The sequence below is a fragment of the Chryseobacterium pennae genome, from assembly GCF_003385515.1.
Classification (GTDB): domain Bacteria; phylum Bacteroidota; class Bacteroidia; order Flavobacteriales; family Weeksellaceae; genus Chryseobacterium; species Chryseobacterium pennae.
Genome location: NZ_QNVT01000029.1, coordinates 71,220 through 90,632, shown reverse-complemented (window position 1 = coordinate 90,632; position 19,413 = coordinate 71,220). Strand labels below are relative to the sequence as shown.

The window sequence follows — 19,413 nt, the reverse complement described above, 5'->3', positions numbered from 1 at the left end:
TATGTTGCAAACTGATCTATAGAATATTTGCTGTGGTAAAAAGAGAGGAACCTTTTGTAAATTTAACAAGATATAATTTGCATATGTCTTAGAATACACGAATAATTTTATTTACAAATAAATTCTATGTGCCTATGTAGTTAAAATTAAAGTATTTTTTAAACCACATAATAACATATAATAAAGTCATTCGTGCATTCGGCAAAAAAATAAAGCAGCGTGATGCTTTAAGCTCTTTGTAGCTTTGCGTTTTCCAACAAGTAAACCATCTAAAAACAAAGAAATCCCTCAAAATTGAGGGATTTCTTTTATATCTAAGAATGATTCTTATGCTTCAGCAGAAGGTTCCTGATTTTCTACAGGTCTTTCACCTTGTGGTCTATCTTGTCCTTCTGGTCTTCTCTGTCCTTCCGGTCTTCTTTGTCCATCTGGTCTTCCTTGCCCTTCAGGTCTTCTTTGTCCTTCCGGTCTACCCTGTCCTTCTGGTCTACCTTGTCCTTCTGGTCTTGGAGGTCTTGGTAAAAGAACTTTACGGGAAAGTTTCATTTTCTTACGGTCATCATAACCCATAAATTTAACTTCTACTTCATCACCTTCAGCATAAGGAACTTTATCTAAACGAGCCCATTCAATTTCAGAAATGTGAAGAAGTCCTTCTGTTCCTTTAGCAATCGCAACGAATGCACCGAAGTCCATTACTTTCACTACTTTTCCGTTGTAAACTTCTCCTACAACCGGTACGAAAGTAATTTCATTGATTCTTGCAACCGCAGCATTGATTTTCTCTCTGTCTGTTCCTGCAATCTCGATACGTCCGATCTCACCAATTTCTTCAATAGCAATAACCGTATCTGTATCTTTCTGCATCTGCTGAATGATTTTTCCTCCAGGTCCGATTACAGCACCAATGAAGTCTTTAGCGATCTCCATTACCACCATTTTCGGAGCGTGAGGTTTCACATCTGCTCTTGGCTCAGAAATAGTTTCAGTAATTTTATTTAAGATGTGTAATCTTCCGTCTTTAGCCTGCATCAAAGCTTTTTCCATGATATCCATAGAAAGCCCCTGAATTTTGATATCCATCTGACAAGCAGTGATACCATCTGCAGTACCTGCTACTTTGAAATCCATATCTCCAAGGTGATCCTCATCTCCTAAGATATCAGAAAGTACAGTGAATTTACCCGATTTTGCATCTGTGATCAATCCCATTGCAATACCTGAAACAGGTTTTGTAATCTGAACCCCAGCATCCATTAATGCTAATGTTCCTGCACAAACTGTTGCCATTGAAGACGAACCGTTTGATTCAAGAATATCAGAAACAATTCTGATGGTATATGGATTTTCTTCAGGAATAACTGCCTGTAATGCTCTTTGAGCAAGGTTTCCGTGTCCTACTTCTCTTCTTGAAGTACCTCTTAAAGGTCTTGCTTCACCTGTAGAGAATGGAGGGAAGTTATAATGTAGGAAGAATTTCTCGTCGTGCTGAGAAATAACGCTGTCTACCATGTTTGCATCTTTTACAGAACCTAACGTTACTGCTGTTAAAGACTGAGTTTCACCTCTTGTAAACACTGCAGAACCGTGAGCTCCCGGAAGATAGTCAATTTCTGACCAGATCGGACGGATCGTTTGAGGATCACGACCATCAAGACGGATATTGTCTTCAAGAATCATCTGACGCATTGCTTCTTTTTCTACATCATGATAATATACTTTTACGAAAGGAGTTACTCTTTCCAATTCTTCTTCATTATCAGCATATTGAGCTAAAAATTCTTCACGAACCGCTTTGAATTTCTCACCTCTCTCCTCTTTACCAGATGGAGTTCTTGCTACTTCATATACTTTATCGTAAGTTTCTTTCCAAACTTTTTCACGAATTTCTTCGTCATGGTTTTCGTGAGAATATTCTCTTTTAGGGAAAGCTTTACCTACTTTTTCTGCCAGTCTCTCCTGAGCTTCGATTTGCTTTTTAATTTCAGCATGACCAAAATTAATAGCTTCTAACATTTCCTGCTCAGAAATTTCTTTCATTTCTCCTTCTACCATTACGATGGAGTCTTTAGTAGCTCCAACCATAATATCCAATTCAGAATTTTTTAATTCTTCATAACTTGGGTTGATAGAAAGTTGTCCGTCAAATCTTACCACTCTTACTTCAGACATAGGTCCGTTGAAAGGAATATCAGTAATGGCAATAGCTGCAGAAGCTGCTAAACCAGCTAAATCATCAGGAATTGTTTTTCCGTCATAAGAAATTAGAGAAATCATCACCTGAACTTCAGCGTGGAAATCTTCAGGAAAAAGCGGACGCAGTACTCTGTCTACTAAACGCATTGTTAAAATTTCCTGATCTGAAGGTCTTGCTTCTCTACGGAAGAAGTTTCCAGGAATTCTTCCACCCGCATAGAATTTTTCTCTATAATCTACTGTTAATGGTAAAAAATCTACACCAGGATTTGCTTCTTTATTGGCTACAACAGTTGCTAAAAGCATTGTTCCACCCATCTTTACTACCACAGATCCATCAGCCTGCTTAGCCAATTTCCCTGTTTCAATAGTGATTTCTCTGCCATCAGCAAGAGTAATCAGCTCTGTAAACGCTTGAGGTATACTCATAAATTTGTCTTCTTAATACTCCGTATTGAGTATGAATTAATATTTAAACTCTTTAAATTTCGTGTGCAAAGGTACTATATAATAATGATATATTAAATTTTTCAATTGCATAAATAGGCCTTTAAAATACAAAATTTTGGCTATCAGTGGATGAAAGATTTAAAAAATTCACATCAGTAATCTTAACTCATTCATTATTTGTGAAAATAAAAAAATGTTTTTTTGAGATAATGTATTGAAAAATCCTGCTGTTTTTGTATTATTGTCTCAAAAAATGGAAATAACATTATACTTCTATTAAAAAGTATACCTATCATTATAAAAACCATTAAAACAATTGCAAAACCATAGGCTGATCCCTATATTTGCCCTACTTCACCAAATACAATGCTGTAGGTAAAAATTAAGGAGACTCTCCTTTCCTAATAAATAAATGTTTATGATCAATAAAGAAGTACAATCTCAAAGCAGGAATTATACGGTACCATTGATTACCATCACTCTGCTGTTTTTTATGTGGGGATTTATCACCTGCATGAATGATATCCTGATCCCTTATCTGAAACAACTTTTTAAACTCACCTTTTTCGAATCCATGCTGGTACAGTTCTGTTTCTTCGGGGCTTACTTTATCGGATCTCTGATTTATTTCCTGATTTCCATTTCCAAGGGTGACCCCATCAATAAAGTGGGCTACAAAAAAGGAATTTTGTTTGGTATCGGTTTAGCGGCATTAGGCTGCATCCTGTTTTATCCGGCAGCAACTTTCTCCTATTACCCTTTATTCCTGGGAGCTTTATTTATTTTAGGATTAGGATTTACTGTGTTGCAAATTACGGCCAATGCTTATGTTTCTTTGCTTGGTTCAGAAGATTCTGCATCCAGCCGTTTAAATATGACCCAGGCATTCAACGCTTTCGGAACCACGATTGCACCTGTGTTGGGAGGACATTTAATTTTCGAACTGTTTTCTGAGCCGGACGGAACATTCAGCGCTGTTGCTACCAGAATACCCTATTTAATTTTTGCTGCCATCCTTTTATTGGTAGGATTATTAATTTCAAGAGTAAAACTTCCTTCCTTTCAGACGGAAACCGAAGAAACCGTACAGGGTTGGGGTGCTTTAAAATTCAACCACTTAAAATTCGGAGTTTTTGCGATGTTTTGTTACGTAGGAGGTGAAGTAGCGGTAGGAAGTTTCATCATCAGTTTCCTTGAAGAAACAATGAAGTTCAATGAAGCAATCAGTAAAAATTATCTTTCTTTATATTGGGGCGGAGCAATGATCGGGCGTTTCTTAGGGGCGATTTCGTTAAACCACTCCATTAGCCAGGCTAAAAAAGCTATCTTCATGCTAGGAGCTGCAACATTAGTATTCCTTGTCATCTTCAGTATTGTAAACCTTAATTTTGAGCAAATCAGCTTCTTCTTAGTATTTATATTACTGAATTTTGCAGCTTTCTTTGTGGGTAAAGCTGCTCCGGCAAGAACATTATCCATCTTTGCAGCGATTAATGTTATTTTACTGATCTCTACAATGGTAAATCACGGTGAAATGGCCATGTACAGTGTTTTAGGAATCGGAATTTTCAATTCAATCATGTTCTCTAACATTTATACGCTGGCCATTTCAGGATTAGGAAAATATACAAGCCAAGGTTCGTCCTTAGTCGTTATGGCTATTTTGGGAGGTGCTATTGTTCCTATTTTCCAGGGACTTTTAGCAGATCGGTTTGGAGTGCAGCACTCATTTATCATTCCTGTTTTCTGTTATCTGATCATTCTAATTTTCGGGGCATATTGCACGAAATATTTGAGCCATGTAGAAAGTACTGAAGCGAAATCAGGACATTAAATAGTACACTACGACATAAAAAACAGGCTGTTTCATCATGAGGCAGCCTGTTTTTTACCACATAATCTATATGCCTTAAAGACTACCTAATACTCTAAAATCTTAATATCTCAGCATTTTCTAATATTATTTTTCAGCCACAAATGCACGAATGCTTTGGTTCACAAATCACCATATGTAACTTTATTCCTGAGATTTCGACATATTTACAAAACACTTAAAATCTTACTCTGATGAAAATCCAATTAAAACTTGAATATGCTGCCTTTTTAGCCCTTGGAATCTTTGCTTTTTCTCAAACAGGGTACTCATGGTGGTGGTTTGCCGGATTATTTCTGGCTCCTGATATTTCCATGCTCGGATACACTATTAATAATAAAGTAGGAGCATTTTGTTACAATCTTTTCCATCATTTGGGTGTGGCAATCATTGTATATATTGCTGGGATTACCTTATCCATCCCTTATTTACAGATGATTGGTACTATATTATTTGCCCATTCTGCATTTGACAGGATATTAGGATATGGATTAAAGTATCCTGATAGTTTTCAGAATACACATTTGGGGAAGATTGGAAAAAACAAAGACTAATTGATTATCCCCACCAAAACTGCTTCAGATAGTAATACTCATTCTGATGTTCTATGACAAAACAATTATTATAGAAGGTTTTATAGGAAAAAATACGGGTAATATCGTAAATAAAAAGACTATCAATCAAGGCAAAAAGTGTATTCGAAAATGCTTTGGAGTTGGAGGTATTTTCCTCAGTATCATGTAAATATTTTTCTATAAAATTTTTCAAAAGTTCTTTATATTCTGATACATTCAGTTCTTCAAGGCTATCATTAATATTAAGCTCAATTTCCGAGATTGCTTTTCCTTTGTAGAATTCAAAACTTTCAAAATAATTTCCACCCGTAAATTTCCTTTCCATATAAGGTTTTATAGCCATCAGAAAACCTTCAATAAGACCTATTTTATAATTTTCGTTCAAAGCTTTATCTCTATAAGAATCTGGAATTTGATAATTATATTTTTCGAAGTACCTGAACACCTTACTTGCAGACCAAATATGGCTTATATTTATAAGATGTCCATTATTTACAGGTAATAATTGTATAAAAAACTCATTAATATAAAATTCGTTTCCAAAACCAAGATCATTTCTCTGTATCATATCAGACATATCATCATCGGTAATTTCTATATGATCACCTGATGTTTTCATTACATGCAGTTCATCATTAAAATAGGTATAAACATATTCACCCTGACGATCTTTTTCTTTAGCAACAACTTTATATTCGTTCTGAAGCGCGTTTACACTTCTAGCTACTTCTTTGTCTTTGAAACGTATTTTCATAATTGTATTAGTTTTATGTTACTCCTATTTTCAGATTATTTATTTTTTGATAATCCAAAATAACAAAGATAATGCGCAGTCTTTTTGCGTAGAAAATAGGATATAAAAAAAAAGTAATGAGGGGTTACATTTCAACTTTATATCAGATGGTATACAACAAAAAAAGCAACCTCTTTCGAAGTTGCTTTATTTTGAAAATCTTTATAGATTATTTTCTTAGTCCTAATGCAGCAATAATTGCTCTATATCTTGCGATATCTTTTTTCTTAAGGTAATCTAATAAACTTTTTCTCTTACCTACTAATTTCACTAGAGATCTCTCTGTGTTGAAATCGTGACGGTTAGCCTTTAGGTGTTGAGATAAGTGATTAATTCTGAAAGTGAAAAGAGCGATTTGTCCTTCTGCGCTTCCTGTGTCTTGTGCAGATTTCCCGTGTTGTGCGAAAATTTCCTGCTTTTTGTCTGTTGTTAAGTACATTCCAATATTGTTTAATGATTATTATGTAACGGGTGCAAAATTACGACTATTTTTTGAATCTGCAAACATTATTGATTTCATGTATCAAATTTGATAGAAAAAAATGTTAAAAATTTCTTAATAAATTTTACACAATTCAACGAAAAGGCAGTAATTTTGCATTCGAATTACAAATGAGAAAAATTATATTCTTTACAGCCGTTACAACTTTTTTATTCATTGGCTTTACTTCAGTAAAAGCACAGAAAAATGCCGATGATAAAATAAAAAAAGTTCTATACTTCAATCCCGAGGTAGAGCCTGATATTGATGAAATAAAGGAACCTACCAACAATGCATTCTTTGATGTTGTTTCCGACAATTTCAGTAGCAGAAAAAATAAAATGCTCCGTGCAGAAGTACAAGTTCCCTTCGACAGCATAGACAAACAGACCATTGTGGACTACTGCTCCAATAACGACGCTGATTTTGCAATTGTTTCCAAAGTACGTTACTTCAAAGTAGGTTTTGGAAAGTATGTTTTCTCCAATCAGGTGGTGGTCAGCATGAAACTTTTCGGAGCTGATGGAAATTTAGTAACGGAAACGGATCATGATACCTACCGTAAAAATATGCGTCTTCTTGGTTCTACCGTAAATTCCGTTAAAATAGGTACGGAAGGAGCCATTAAAGGCATTATTAAAAAGCTTAGAAAGCTGAAGCCTACTGAAGCGGAACTGTAAAGTTTAAGGCTTAAAATTTTAAATTTAAAGTTCAGTTTACCTTACTTCTATTGGATAAATTATCAATGAGCAATTGGTCTTCACATATGAATCTTCAATGACGGATGATTCTAATTTTCTCTTTTTTTCAATTCTTATGTAAATTCGTTGTTACTTATTGTTTTTGTGCTGTTGGTAAACGCTAAGACACAAGATGATTTACAACTAATCTATTTTTAGGGCACAAGGATTTTATCTTCGATAAAATTGTCACTGATGGAATATTTCAACATTGATTCAAAATTCACTTCCCAAAATTCAAAAACCACAAAACATTACACACTTAACTGGTTTTCAGATAAATATTTTCACCAATTAATGAATAATTGAAAAATATTTACTATTTTAGATTGGCATTAAAACCAAAAATCTATGAAAAATTTAAAAAAACTCAACAGAGAAGCAGCAAAGCAAATTAATGGAGGAGCTATTGCAAGATGTAGCAATACAAGACCATGTACAATAGGATGGTGTTGTGATGGCGCTTGCAGTCCCTACATGTGCCCTATAATAGATTAGAAAATAAAAATACATTCAGCATCTGTTTTTGCAGATGCTTTTTTTATAACACAAACATAAAAAACAAATACAACTTACTGATTTACAACTAAATATTTTCACTAAACAATGAATAATTAGAAATTATTTACTATTTTAGATTTACATTTTAATCTAAAATCTATGAAAAATTTAAAGAAAATCAGCAGAGAAGCTGCTAAGCAAATCAATGGAGGATTTGCTCCAAAGTGTGGAGAAAACATTCCATGCAGCATCGGATGGTGTTGTCAGGGAGTTTGTAAACCTCAAAGATGTATGATTAATTAACCTACTGTAAGTATCATTTTAAATCTATTACTATGAAAAAACTAAAGAAAATCAGCAGAGCAAGAGCAAGTCAAATTAATGGCGGTTCAACTGAAAGGTGTAGTGAATTCAATCCATGTGCTGCAGGATGGTGTTGCAATGGCATTTGTTCTCCATTTATCTGTATGGAATAAAATAAATCATTATAAACTATTCAAAAACAAATCACATGAAAAATTTAAAGAAAATCAACAGACAAGCGCAAAAACAAATTCAAGGCAGCGGAATTATCAAAAGATGTACAGAACATTTTCAATGTCCTGGTGGAGCTTGCTGCCAAAATGTATGTGTTCTCAATCCTTGTATGATGGAATAAAGATCAACTACTATAACATCTGTTTTACAGATGCTTTTTAAATTATACAAAACAATAAAAACCAAACACTTATATTTAAATAAATATTTTCACCATTCAATGAATAATTAGAAAACATTTATTATTTTAGTATAACATTTAAATCTAAAAAACTATGAAAAATCTAAAGAAAATCAGTAGAGAAACGGCAAAACAAATTAAGGGAGCAGGTCTTACAAAATGTACAGAACATTCGCAATGTATTTTCGGAATGTGCTGCAAAGGTGTTTGTATGGAATACATCTGTTTTGAAGATTAATTTTGAAATTTTAATGAAAAATCAATCCTCATGAAAAATTCAAATCTTAAAAAACTTAGCAGAAAGGAGCAAACAGAAATAAAAGGAAGCCTGCAAATGAAAAAATGCAGAAGTAGCTATCCTAAATGTGATTATGGAGAATGCTGTATCGGAGGCTTCTGCCATCCCTCTCCTATTATAGAATGCGAACCTATTATTCTTGATTAAAAGGATATTTTTTAAATTTAATTTTTAACATCCGCCTCGGTGGGTGTTTTTTAATGCTGTTTTCCAGTCTGAGACTTTAATAAATCCTTAAATTTCCCAGTTTATTGCTCAGTCTTAAAAATTTGAATTATTTTTGCATATCTTAAAAATTTCACGTTTTGAATTCTAGAGACGAACTTATCTTCAATCCTGCCGATATTGCCGAAACTCTCAGCGAACTTCCAGCTGACGAGCGACTGCTCGCGTTTCTGAAGGTTCCTAAAGAGTACAAAGCAGAGGTTTTTTCTCATCTTGACCCGGACTTTCAGGAAGATACGATCAGAAGTATAGGAAGCGACGAGGTTTCAGAAATTCTGAATGCTATGACTCCCGATGACAGGACTGCTCTTTTTGAGGACTTTCCCGATGAGCTGATCAAGTATTCTATCAATCATCTTAATCCACAGGAAAGGAGGATTGCCCTGAAGCTATTAGGCTATAATTCTGATTCTATTGCCCGTCTGATGACCCCTTATTACATTCAGATCCGTAAGGAATGGAGTGTAAAACGATGTCTTCAACAGATCAAAAAGGTAGGGAAAAGAGTGGAAACCATGAATTACCTGTATGTAGTGGATGAAAGAAACCGCCTGATTGACGACCTTGCTATCGGTACTTTGTTACTGGAAGAGGAAGATACTTTGGTGTCTGACATTACAGATAATCACTTTGTAGCGATTACCACAACCACCTCGAAAGAAGATGCGGTAACGTATTTTGAAAAATATGACCGTGGCGCTCTTCCTATTATTACGGAAGCGGGAGTTTTGGTTGGAATTGTAACCATTGATGACATCCTGGATCAGATTGAACAACAGAATACGGAAGATATTCAGAAGTTCGGGGGATTGGAAGCACTAGACCTTCCCTACACTCAAACTTCATGGACAGAAATGATTAAAAAAAGGGCAACCTGGCTGATCATTTTATTTGTTTCGGAAATGCTGACGGCTTCAGCAATGGGGTATTTTGATAAAGAAATTGAAAAAGCTGTTGTTCTTGCCTTATTTGTCCCGTTAATTATTTCCAGTGGTGGGAATTCAGGATCGCAGGCTGCAACATTGATTATCCGCGCAATGGCCCTTCAGGAGATCAATCTTAAAGACTGGTGGTACGTTATGAGGAAAGAAATCATCTCCGGATTATGTCTGGGGGCTATTTTGGGACTTATTGGTTTTATCAGGATTATGCTTTGGCAGAAAATTGGTCTTTTTGATTATGGCCAATATTGGGTATATGTAGGACTCAGTGTATCTATTTCTTTAATTGCCATTGTGCTATGGGGAACTTTATCAGGTTCTATGATTCCATTTGTCTTAAAGAAATTAAAACTTGACCCTGCTACATCCTCTGCTCCATTTGTAGCAACCTTAGTAGATGTTACCGGATTAATCATCTATTTTACAGTAGCTGGATTTTTCTTAACCGGAAGACTTCTCTAGTTTCTTTACTTTGTCAGATTAACCTCAGTTATTACCCTACAACTTATATATTTTCATATCTTTAAAATATGAAAGTGATCTCTTTAGTACCATCCATCACAGAGGCGTTATTTGATTTGGGCCTTACTGAAAATGAAATTATCGGGCGAACAAAATTCTGTATCCATCCCGAAGAAAAGATAAAGAATGTTCCGGTAATTGGGGGAACAAAAAATATTAATATTGATAAAATCAAGGCTCTCCAACCGGATTTAATTCTCGCGAATAAAGAAGAAAATGTCAAGGAACAGGTAGAAGCATTAATGAATGACTTCAAGGTTATGGTCACCAACATAGAAACTATCGAAGACAATTATTACCTGCTTAAAAACCTTGGAAAGCTTTTAGGAAAAGAGGAAAGAGCTCAACTTTTTAATCTTAAAATTTACGAGATCTTCAATCAATCTAAACTCGATACTCCTGTAAAAACAGCTTATCTCATCTGGAATAACCCGTATATGACCGTTGGTTCGGATACATTTATTCATAAAATACTAACGGAAATAGGTTTTGAAAATATTTTTAAAGATAAGACCCGCTACCCGGAAATTACGGCTGAAGACCTGGAGAAAGCAGAGGTGATCATGTTATCTTCTGAACCGTTTCCATTTAAAGAGAAACATATTGAAGAACTCCGTGTCTTTTATTCTGATAAAAAAATAATGATTGTAGATGGTGAAGCCTTTTCGTGGTACGGAACTCATATTGCGAAATGTGAACATTACTTTAAAGAACTGATTTCTGAAATTCATTCGATGCAACTTTGATTGCTTAACCACAAAAGTTTTTAATACTTTAGTTATTTTTAAGAGGCTACTAACCGGCTGAGAAGTACACTTAAGTTTTGAAAATCTACGGTTTACTTTATATTACAGTCTAAACATAAAGCTCTTACTATTGTGATAGAAAATATCTTTCATAAAAATTGTTTCTTGTCTTATTCTGTAATTTTTGGTACATTGTTCTTCATTAATATTTAAAATACATGTCTGGTACTGTTATATTATCCGAAGGAGCAGAATTTGATCACGTTATACAGGAAGTTTCGAGATATATCCACCTTTATGTAATGCCATTTGGAAAGGATGAGCGAACTATCGCACGTATTGATAAACGTGAAAATATGTATGGTGGAAATGGAACAGTATACTTGATACAAATGTTTGGTCAGAATGAATTGGCTAATAACCGCCTGGCTGCTTATATGGTTTTGCTGAATAATGGCGATGAATCGGGATTTCACACTCACAACGCAAGAAACGAAGAAGAATTGTATGTTGTAGTACATGGAACAGGAGAATATCGGGAAAGAACCGGAACAGAAGGGGCAGTGCGTAAAAAAGTACTTCAAAAAGGAGATATTACAGCCATCAATTCCATAGGCTATCATTCTATTGAAAATACAGGGGATGAACCTTTAATTATGTTTGTTATTACTACGAATAATCCATAAGACATAAAAAAACTCCAGCTATAAAAGCCGGAGTTTATATTTTATTGAAACTTCAATTATAAAACCTTTGAAACCTCATTACAAAGCCACTCCAATAATTCACGGTCTTCAGCTGTAAAAGGGTCAACCGTATGAGAGTCAATATCAATCTGACCGATGTTTTTCCCGTCTTTAAAGATTGGAACTACAATTTCAGCTTTAGTATCTATTGAACAGCTTAAATAATTGCTCTCTTCATGTACATCCGGTACTACGAACGTTTCATTGGATACTGCAACCTGGCCACAGATTCCTTTCCCATAAGGGATAATGGTATGGTCTGTGGGTGCTCCTACATAGGGTCCTAAGATCAATTCATCTTTATCTCCATTTTTAAAATAGAATCCTGTCCAGTTGAAATAAGAGATTTCCTGATCTAAAAGATGACAAACTTTTTCAAGCTTCTCTTCTGTATTATGTTTTGGACTTTCAAGAATAGAGGAAAGCCTTTTTTTTAATTCTGACATTATATTAATTTTTAAGAGAATTGTTTTAAAGGAAGTTCTTCTTTATATCCGAACATTCCACGCTCTTTAATCATTTCCGCTACGCCTTCCGGAACCTGTGTTTCCCAACCTTTAACACAACATGCTATTTTTCTTAAAATCTCTCTTGAGTAAATTTCCAAAAACTCAGGATTATAGTTTGTGATATCTACAATACGGTTGTTACGCATGAAATATTTATATAATTCCTTAAGGTTTTCTTCTACTTTAAGATTGGTAGAATCCAATAACTGGTGTGTTTCAGGATCTTTGTAAGGATACAGGTATACCCTCATTCCGTTTCGGAAAAATTTACCGAATGCTTCAAGTATTCCTCCGGAAAGATTTTTATAGTATTTCTCGTCAAATACCATCAATAAGTTATTTACCCCCATTGCTACTCCTATATCCCCGCTTGTGTAAGAGGCGAAATAATCAATCAGTCTATAGTATTCTGAGAAGTTTGAAATAATAACGGTATATCCTAATTTGCCCAGAATATCTACTCTATCCAGGAAATCCCTTTCATCGATATCTCCATCAGCCCTAAGATTGGAAATGGTAATTTCAATCAGGACCTCAGTTTCTTCGTGAGTACAGATTGCATCTTTAAAAAACATATCCATCCCGTTTCGAAGCATATCAATATTCACTTTCGTTACAGGTCTGAAACTTCCTCTTACCGCAAAGATATTTTTCTTGTACAGTACATCTGCAGGAAGCATATTGTTCCCCTGAGAATTGAAGATCACCGCATCCGTCATACCGTTCTTCACCAGCTGAAGAGACATTAGTCTATTATCAACATAGGAAAAAGCAGGTCCGCTGAAATCGATCATATCAATTTCAAGGTTGTCTTTTGCCACATCGTCGTATAAAGATTCTACTAAAGTTCTTGGATTGTCAAAGTAATTAAATGCTCCAAAAATAAGGTTTACACCAAGATTCCCCAGGGTTTCCTGCTGAAGAGTAGCATCATTCTCATTGAATTTCACATGAATTACGATCTCATTGTAATCTTCATTTTCTTTAGTCTGAAAACGGATTCCCACCCAGCCGTGGCCTTTTACTGTTTTGTCGAAGTTGATGGTGGTTACTGTATTGGCATAGGAAAAGAACTTTCTGTCCGGGTTATTATCCCTTGAGATCCTTTCTTCGATCAATGCTACTTCATAGCGAAGCATTTTACGAAGCCTGTTCTGGGTAACATACCTGTTTTTTACTTCTTTTCCGTAGATGGCATCACTAAAATCTTTGTCATAAGCAGACATTGCTTTAGCAATCGTACCGGAAGCTCCCCCTGCTCTAAAAAAGTGACGAACAGTCTCCTGCCCTGCTCCAATTTCCGCGAAAGTACCATAAATAGTAGGATCTAGATTAATTGTTAATGCTTTTTGTTTAGGAGTTAGTTTCTGATACATTAGGACATTAAATTTTTTGTAAATTTACCAAAATTAAACCAACCTCAAAACAAAATGAAGTTGAAATTTTTAGGAACCGGTACTTCCCAGGGTGTGCCCGTTATTGGCTGCACCTGTGAGGTGTGTATTTCCGAAAATCCCAAAGATAAGCGTCTCCGCTCATCTGTGATGGTTACTACAGATGAAAATAGAAAAATACTCATCGACTGTGGTCCGGATTTCAGACAGCAAATGCTTACCAACCATGAACATACTGTAGATCTTGCACTGATTACTCATGAACATAATGATCATGTGATTGGGCTTGACGATATGCGTCCGCTTATTTTTAAAAGTGGAAAGGATGTCCCACTTTACTGTTATTCAAGGGTAGCACATGAGATAAAAAACCGTTTCCCTTATGCCTTTGCTGATGTAAGATATCCGGGAGCTCCTGCTTTTGAGCTACATGAGATTGAAAATAAACCGTTCCAGGTATTGGACACTGAAATTACCCCTATTGAAGTCATTCATTTTAAAATAAGTGTTTTTGGATATAAATTTAAAAACCTGGCCTATATTACAGATGCCGGCTTTATTTCCGACACAGAAAAGGAAAAACTGAAGAATCTGGATGTCCTGATTTTAAACTGCATCAGAAAATTTGACCCGCATCCGGCCCATTTTATCCTTCCCGATGTAATCAAACTGTTTGAAGAACTAAAACCTAAAAAATTATTTTTAACTCACATCAGTCATCATTTAGGCGTGCATGATATTGAAGATAAACAACTTCCATCCGGAATACACCTTGCCTACGATGGTTTAGAGATAATTTTTTAAAAAAAAATCTTCGAAAAGCTTTTGAACATTGAAAAAAGTTCCTATATTTGCACACCAATTTGAAACAAACAACATGTTTGGAGTAAACATCAAGCCCAGGTGGCGGAATTGGTAGACGCGCTGGTCTCAAACACCAGTTCTTAGGAGTACCGGTTCGATCCCGGTCCTGGGTACAACAAACCTCTGAAATCATTTGATTTTCAGAGGTTTTTGATTTTTAGGGGATCAAAAGGGGGACTAATATTTTTTGTTAACGATTGCCATTAACGAATTAATTATGACGTGACAGAGATTCTATTTTCAAGATCTAAACTAATAGGAAGCAATGCCGAATATTTAGCTCTAACCTTACTATACAAATCTACTTCTGACTTAGGAGTTGTTACAGTTAAAACTAATGTATATTTTATTTTTTCAGATTTATATCTTTTTCCACGCTCTAGAGCATGTAAATGAAACATAGGATTATATACATTATCTGCATTTTTATTTTTTCTTCTAGTGTCCATACTATCCCACTTAAAATCAGCGCGTAAATCATTTTCTACTTGATAAGGAGTTTGCCCAGATTCACTTACAGGAAAAGGAGATTCTCTAGACCACCCTGTCGACAGAAGTTCAACTTCCTTATCTGGATTTTTCACAACATCAACAATCTTCGTTGATCCACCATTTTTAAATTTAAATTTTGAGGTATGAGGATAAAAAGAAGTCACCACAGAAGACGTTGAGTAATCATCGGGGCTTTGTGGATCTACATTGGTTTGAGTCGAAACCGTCCATCGAAAATTCACTTTACCTTTATCTACTTCTTCGGTCCAAGGGATAGGCAATTCTATAAATTTACCCGGCTCTACTTCTCCACTATATATAATTGTATAAGAAGATGCAGGACACGTGACAAGCTGCTGAATATCATCCGGCAGTATTCCATGTCCTAATTCAAAGCTATGACTATCAGTAGCCTCAGATACACCATGTATGAGCAATACTCTTGCAACGAAACTATTAATAGTATCGTTGCTGTAGCCCACCAAATGAGCGCTCGCCGCAGAAACTAAAGGACTTGAAAAACTCGTTCCAGTTGTCAAAATTCTTAAATCTTGATTTTCACCCATTAACTGTATTGGGTTTTGAGAGCATCCACCAAATGCTGATAAATCAGGCTTTAATTTATTCCCCTCTCTTCCTGGACCGATACAACTATATGGAGCTCTAGTAATCTCAGCATCAATTTTTGAATATGCACCAACAGCAAGACCATTAACCATATCTGCAGGAGCTTGTATTCTGTCATAACCAGCTATATGACCATCATTTCCTACTGCCGTACAAAATAGGACACTATATTTTTGAATAAGCAAATCGCAAGCAAATGTAAATCGACTTATATGATCATCTAATATCGGTCCCGCAGGCCCCATACTTAGATTATATATTTTAATGTTGTCATTTTCAGGAACAATTTTTTCTATAGCATCAATTACTTCGTAAAGATCAGGATCAGAAGTATCAGAGGACAGTACCCTGAAATTCTTTACACTTACCTTAGGCTCTGGTAAGGTATCTGTATTTTTATATTTATTTAGCGCACCGTATAAAACTGCACTAGTTACTTGAGTACCATGTTGCTGATAGTATTCTACGGCTGTACCTGGAACTGAATCTTCAGATTCTACATATGGATCTAACGCTGGATTTCCTGGAATATACCCCCCATCTATAACACCAACAACAATTGAGGATTTCCCTGTAAATTGCGGAGGAATTGGAGCACCACTCATAGGAGTTCCCCTTTCGATAGAGCTAAAATCTCTTGCTTCTAAAGGATGTAATGTTCGCAATGGATTATATCCGGATAAAGCCCTTACAACTTCTCGATCTCCGTAAAGACTAATAAACGTCACTCCTTCATCATATTGTTTATATTTTATACTTTCAACATCTACACCGGATGAATTTAGAACACTCATGAAATGATCAAAAGCTATTTCATAATCTATCTCAAAAGGGTGAAGTACAGCTTCTAAACACCCTCTTTCCCAATCATCAGGTATTCCCAATATTTGTTCTTCTTCAGATAATAAATCAATACTTACAATTTTCCTTACATCTTCAGTAAATTTTTTTGTCAATCTGAATAACGGTCTATCTAAATGATTTTTTAATTTATCCAATGCTTGCTCCGTCCCTCTTACAAAAAAAAGTTTTCCTGATTCCTCAAATTCATTTTGATCCTCACTATCTTCTGTCCTCCAAATTCTTGAACCAACTTCTTGTAATCCAAATTTCTCATTATTTCCATCAAAAAGAGAATCTGGATAATAGCTCTTTGCAGAAAAGTCAGGATGCATTCTTATACAAACAACAACTTCATTAGGCAACTTTGATGTTTCTGGCAAACTCCGAATTGTATCATGAACATTATCGATATCATTCTTAATTCGATCCCTTGCTTCCTCATAAGAAATAGGAAGTTTTAGAGGACCTCCTCCGCCATTTTTCGAAACAGGTTTACTATAAACTTCTCCTTTGTATAATATTGGTTTTCGGTTATTATTCATATTAAGTTATTTTATTTTAGAGATATGATGCTGTACACCCGCCGTGCTTAGGCCGGTTATTTCTGAAAGTTTTCTTACAGTGATTTTTTTTCCTAACATTTCTTTGGCAAGAATGCAAAATTTTCCTCGAACTTTTTTATCTGCCGAATATGACTCAAGTTCATTAAGTGATGCTATAATCAACTCTTCGTCTTTTAAGGCAACACGACGTTTAACATTATTTGTAAATTTACATATATCAGCTGCGCTTTTCCCATCAAGTAATCCTGCAAGCAACTGCAAAATGGAAATATTGTTTAAATCATCATTTAAAAATTGAATGAGGTTTTGATTTAATATTTTGATTATTTCCTCTGTTGATGGTAAGGGAACCTCTATTACATGATCAAATCTTCTCCATATCGCTCTATCTAGCAATTCAGGGTGATTGCTTGTTGCAATCAACATTGAAGAAATCGGCCAATCCTCCAACTCCATTAGAAGAACATTTACAACTCTTTTTATTTCACCAAGGTCTGTTTGGTCATCTCTTTTCTTAGCAATTGCATCAAACTCATCTAATAGCAATACAGCTCCTGTATCTTTTGCATAGTTAAGAACCTTTTTTATGTTATGACCTGTTTTTCCCATTAAATTAGAAATACTTGATGAAAGATCCATTATAACTAAATTTTTATTAAGCTTAGATGCAATATAATGAGCAAGCATTGTTTTACCCGTTCCAGGTTGTCCTATTAATAATAAATTAGTAGAAGGACTTATATCAAAAGCTAACAATGTATTCAAGTTGTTTCTTTCTTCCAAGATATCATTAACCCACATATTTATTTTCTCATTAAAAACAGGAAGCACTCCTCCATCCGAATGAGGCTTAATAATGCGAGCCATTTCTAAATGTGTATCATTATCAGTAGGAATAGGTATGTTACCATGACTTCTTACTGCACTGCTTCCTGCGGAAGAATTTAGAGCAAGGATGTTTTGTATTGAAGACGAAACATCAGGATCTGATTTTCTAATAGACCTTGCTAAACTAAGAGAAATCACTTCAACTTTTCTAGTATCACCAGTAATCCCTGCGGTTACAAGATCTATTAAATATTTAGATATATTATCAGTTTTGTTTAGTTCTTTATTCATTGTATTATAAAATCTACCCTACAAAAATAACAATATAATAGTATTCTACAAACATTTTGTATGGTAATTTTATTTATATTTTTAAAACCATACAAAAGAAAATACATCTATCATGAAAAATATCATATAGAAGTGACTGCGGAAAAATTTATCTTACAACACAGTATTAATGGATAATTTACTTTACATTTTTTTTAAATATTATAATTAGGAATAATAAGCACTTAGACAAAGTTTATATATTATCTTTTTCCAGATCCTGTTCAAGTTTGGATTCCAATAAAACTGGTTGCTTTTTAATATCCGATAAAATCTTTTCTAAATCATTTCTTAATCCTTCTAAATCCTCATAATTATCTAAAGCAACAGGATCTTCTGTCCATAAAATAATTTTTCCAGTTTTTTCGTTGAAATAAACTTCATGTACTCCATAAAAAGGAGTTTCCGTTGTTCCTGTATTGATAATTTGATAACGCCAAAAAGTTATATTTTCCATTGATATATTTTCTTAAAAAATTATGCTTACTTTTAACAACGAAAAAACAGGGTAAATAAAATCTGAACAGCTTAACAGCAGGATTTCTAAAATCTGAACAGTTTTTTTCTTTTTAAGTTAAAAGAAACTTATAAAAATCCATCTCAAGCAATTTTGAAGATGGATTTTTGTCTTAAAGATGTACAATTCACATGATTAATTAACTATAAATTTTTGGGTCGTATTTTCTGTTTTAAGAAAATACATACCTTTCAATAGATCATTTATTAATATTGAATTGCTTTTTAAATTTGATTTCTTAATCAGTCTTCCTTCACTATTATAAATAAGAATTTCATTTACCTTTTTATTAAGATACAGATATTCACTGTTTTTAATTGGATTAGGATAAATTGGAAGCTGAACTGACTTAGTGCTTTCATTAACTCCTAAAGTTGAGTAACATGTCCAGGTCAAATCATCAATTGCAATTCGCTATCCTGTATTTGGGTTCAAAATTTTAATTACAAAATCACCGGTTATATTCAAATTATCAATAGTCGTTGTAGTTGCAACGGAGCTGAAGGGTATTTTTGCAACTTGAGTATTATTTATTTCCAATATTAGTTCACTCGGATTTCTGGCAAATTTTAGCTGTGTCGTTACTGTAAGACTTTTAATTCCTCCATTAATTGCAGAACTCATTACATAAATTAAAAATT

22 protein-coding genes and 1 tRNA gene are annotated in these 19,413 nt (G+C 34.5%); 13 read left to right on the top strand and 10 right to left on the bottom strand.

Annotated elements, in window-relative coordinates; translation table 11 throughout:
- Positions 1–327: 327 nt before the first annotated feature.
- Entirely contained in the window at positions 328–2,625 is a 2,298-nt protein-coding gene (locus DRF65_RS23130) for a polyribonucleotide nucleotidyltransferase (protein ID WP_115973087.1), read from the bottom strand.
- A 439-nt stretch (positions 2,626–3,064) separates the two neighbouring features.
- Between DRF65_RS23130 and DRF65_RS23125 the strand changes: the two genes are divergently transcribed.
- Together DRF65_RS23125 and DRF65_RS23120 are read left to right on the top strand one after the other, a co-directional pair.
- Entirely contained in the window at positions 3,065–4,480 is a 1,416-nt protein-coding gene (locus DRF65_RS23125; RefSeq protein ID WP_115973092.1) for a sugar MFS transporter, read from the top strand.
- Between the two features lie 233 nt (positions 4,481–4,713).
- Positions 4,714–5,073, top strand: a complete 360-nt coding sequence (locus DRF65_RS23120; protein ID WP_115973086.1) for a DUF4260 domain-containing protein — start codon at positions 4,714–4,716, stop codon at positions 5,071–5,073.
- A 4-nt stretch (positions 5,074–5,077) separates the two neighbouring features.
- On the opposite strand, the gene DRF65_RS23115 is transcribed toward DRF65_RS23120, so the two are convergent.
- Together DRF65_RS23115 and rpsO are read right to left on the bottom strand one after the other, a co-directional pair.
- Positions 5,078–5,848, bottom strand: a complete 771-nt coding sequence (locus DRF65_RS23115) for a hypothetical protein (protein ID WP_115973085.1) — start codon at positions 5,846–5,848, stop codon at positions 5,078–5,080.
- A gap of 208 nt (positions 5,849–6,056) precedes the next feature.
- Positions 6,057–6,326: a 30S ribosomal protein S15 gene (gene rpsO / locus DRF65_RS23110; protein ID WP_045494446.1), complete on the bottom strand. Its 270-nt coding sequence runs from the start codon at positions 6,324–6,326 to the stop codon at positions 6,057–6,059.
- A gap of 173 nt (positions 6,327–6,499) precedes the next feature.
- Between rpsO and DRF65_RS23105 the strand changes: the two genes are divergently transcribed.
- The 9 genes from DRF65_RS23105 (at position 6,500) to DRF65_RS23085 (ending at position 11,745) form a co-directional block, all read left to right on the top strand.
- Complete coding sequence (locus DRF65_RS23105; RefSeq protein ID WP_115973084.1) at positions 6,500–7,048, top strand: pyruvate decarboxylase; 549 nt, start codon at positions 6,500–6,502, stop codon at positions 7,046–7,048.
- Positions 7,049–7,459: 411 nt separating this feature from the next.
- Complete coding sequence (locus tag DRF65_RS29355; protein WP_409013135.1) at positions 7,460–7,606, top strand: bacteriocin-like protein; 147 nt, start codon at positions 7,460–7,462, stop codon at positions 7,604–7,606.
- Between the two features lie 162 nt (positions 7,607–7,768).
- Positions 7,769–7,912: a bacteriocin-like protein gene (locus DRF65_RS28635; protein WP_165852302.1), complete on the top strand. Its 144-nt coding sequence runs from the start codon at positions 7,769–7,771 to the stop codon at positions 7,910–7,912.
- A 208-nt stretch (positions 7,913–8,120) separates the two neighbouring features.
- Positions 8,121–8,267, top strand: coding sequence for a bacteriocin-like protein (locus DRF65_RS28630; RefSeq protein ID WP_165852301.1), 147 nt, complete (start codon positions 8,121–8,123; stop codon positions 8,265–8,267).
- 154 nt (positions 8,268–8,421) lie between these two features.
- The gene (locus DRF65_RS28625; RefSeq protein ID WP_165852300.1) at positions 8,422–8,565 is read left to right on the top strand and encodes a bacteriocin-like protein; all 144 of its coding nucleotides are present in this window, start codon (positions 8,422–8,424) and stop codon (positions 8,563–8,565) included.
- Between the two features lie 30 nt (positions 8,566–8,595).
- Complete coding sequence (locus DRF65_RS28620; protein WP_165852299.1) at positions 8,596–8,772, top strand: hypothetical protein; 177 nt, start codon at positions 8,596–8,598, stop codon at positions 8,770–8,772.
- 158 nt (positions 8,773–8,930) lie between these two features.
- Positions 8,931–10,253: a magnesium transporter gene (gene mgtE, locus DRF65_RS23095; RefSeq protein WP_115973082.1), complete on the top strand. Its 1,323-nt coding sequence runs from the start codon at positions 8,931–8,933 to the stop codon at positions 10,251–10,253.
- A 68-nt stretch (positions 10,254–10,321) separates the two neighbouring features.
- The gene (locus tag DRF65_RS23090; protein WP_115973081.1) at positions 10,322–11,059 is read left to right on the top strand and encodes an ABC transporter substrate-binding protein; all 738 of its coding nucleotides are present in this window, start codon (positions 10,322–10,324) and stop codon (positions 11,057–11,059) included.
- Between the two features lie 218 nt (positions 11,060–11,277).
- The gene (locus DRF65_RS23085; protein WP_115973080.1) at positions 11,278–11,745 is read left to right on the top strand and encodes a cupin domain-containing protein; all 468 of its coding nucleotides are present in this window, start codon (positions 11,278–11,280) and stop codon (positions 11,743–11,745) included.
- Between the two features lie 56 nt (positions 11,746–11,801).
- On the opposite strand, the gene DRF65_RS23080 is transcribed toward DRF65_RS23085, so the two are convergent.
- Positions 11,802–12,251 (bottom strand): GAF domain-containing protein, encoded by a 450-nt coding sequence (locus DRF65_RS23080; protein ID WP_115973079.1) that lies wholly within the window; start codon positions 12,249–12,251, stop codon positions 11,802–11,804.
- Positions 12,252–12,262: 11 nt separating this feature from the next.
- Entirely contained in the window at positions 12,263–13,690 is a 1,428-nt protein-coding gene (locus DRF65_RS23075) for a TonB-dependent receptor (RefSeq protein ID WP_115973078.1), read from the bottom strand.
- A gap of 54 nt (positions 13,691–13,744) precedes the next feature.
- Here DRF65_RS23075 and DRF65_RS23070 point away from each other — a divergent pair, with 54 nt between their 5' ends.
- Both DRF65_RS23070 and DRF65_RS23065 read left to right on the top strand, forming a co-directional pair.
- Complete coding sequence (locus DRF65_RS23070; protein ID WP_115973077.1) at positions 13,745–14,512, top strand: MBL fold metallo-hydrolase; 768 nt, start codon at positions 13,745–13,747, stop codon at positions 14,510–14,512.
- Positions 14,513–14,605: 93 nt separating this feature from the next.
- Positions 14,606–14,685: transfer RNA gene (locus DRF65_RS23065), tRNA-Leu, on the top strand.
- A gap of 102 nt (positions 14,686–14,787) precedes the next feature.
- Here DRF65_RS23065 and DRF65_RS23060 read toward each other — a convergent pair.
- The 5 genes from DRF65_RS23060 to DRF65_RS23040 all read right to left on the bottom strand — a co-directional run bounded on the left by DRF65_RS23060 (position 14,788) and on the right by DRF65_RS23040 (position 19,396).
- Positions 14,788–17,076, bottom strand: coding sequence for a S8 family peptidase (locus DRF65_RS23060; protein WP_115973076.1), 2,289 nt, complete (start codon positions 17,074–17,076; stop codon positions 14,788–14,790).
- A gap of 6 nt (positions 17,077–17,082) precedes the next feature.
- On the bottom strand, positions 17,083–18,216 hold the full coding sequence (locus tag DRF65_RS23055; RefSeq protein WP_115973075.1) for an AAA family ATPase: 1,134 nt from the start codon (positions 18,214–18,216) through the stop codon (positions 17,083–17,085).
- Positions 18,217–18,451: 235 nt separating this feature from the next.
- Positions 18,452–18,712 carry a hypothetical protein gene (locus DRF65_RS23050; RefSeq protein WP_115973074.1) on the bottom strand — a complete coding sequence of 87 codons (261 nt, stop codon included), beginning with the start codon at positions 18,710–18,712 and terminating at the stop codon, positions 18,452–18,454.
- A gap of 195 nt (positions 18,713–18,907) precedes the next feature.
- Positions 18,908–19,168, bottom strand: coding sequence for a T9SS type A sorting domain-containing protein (locus DRF65_RS29315; RefSeq protein WP_165852298.1), 261 nt, complete (start codon positions 19,166–19,168; stop codon positions 18,908–18,910).
- Positions 19,169–19,186: 18 nt separating this feature from the next.
- Entirely contained in the window at positions 19,187–19,396 is a 210-nt protein-coding gene (locus DRF65_RS23040) for a hypothetical protein (protein WP_115973072.1), read from the bottom strand.
- Between the last annotated feature and the right edge of the window lie 17 nt (positions 19,397–19,413).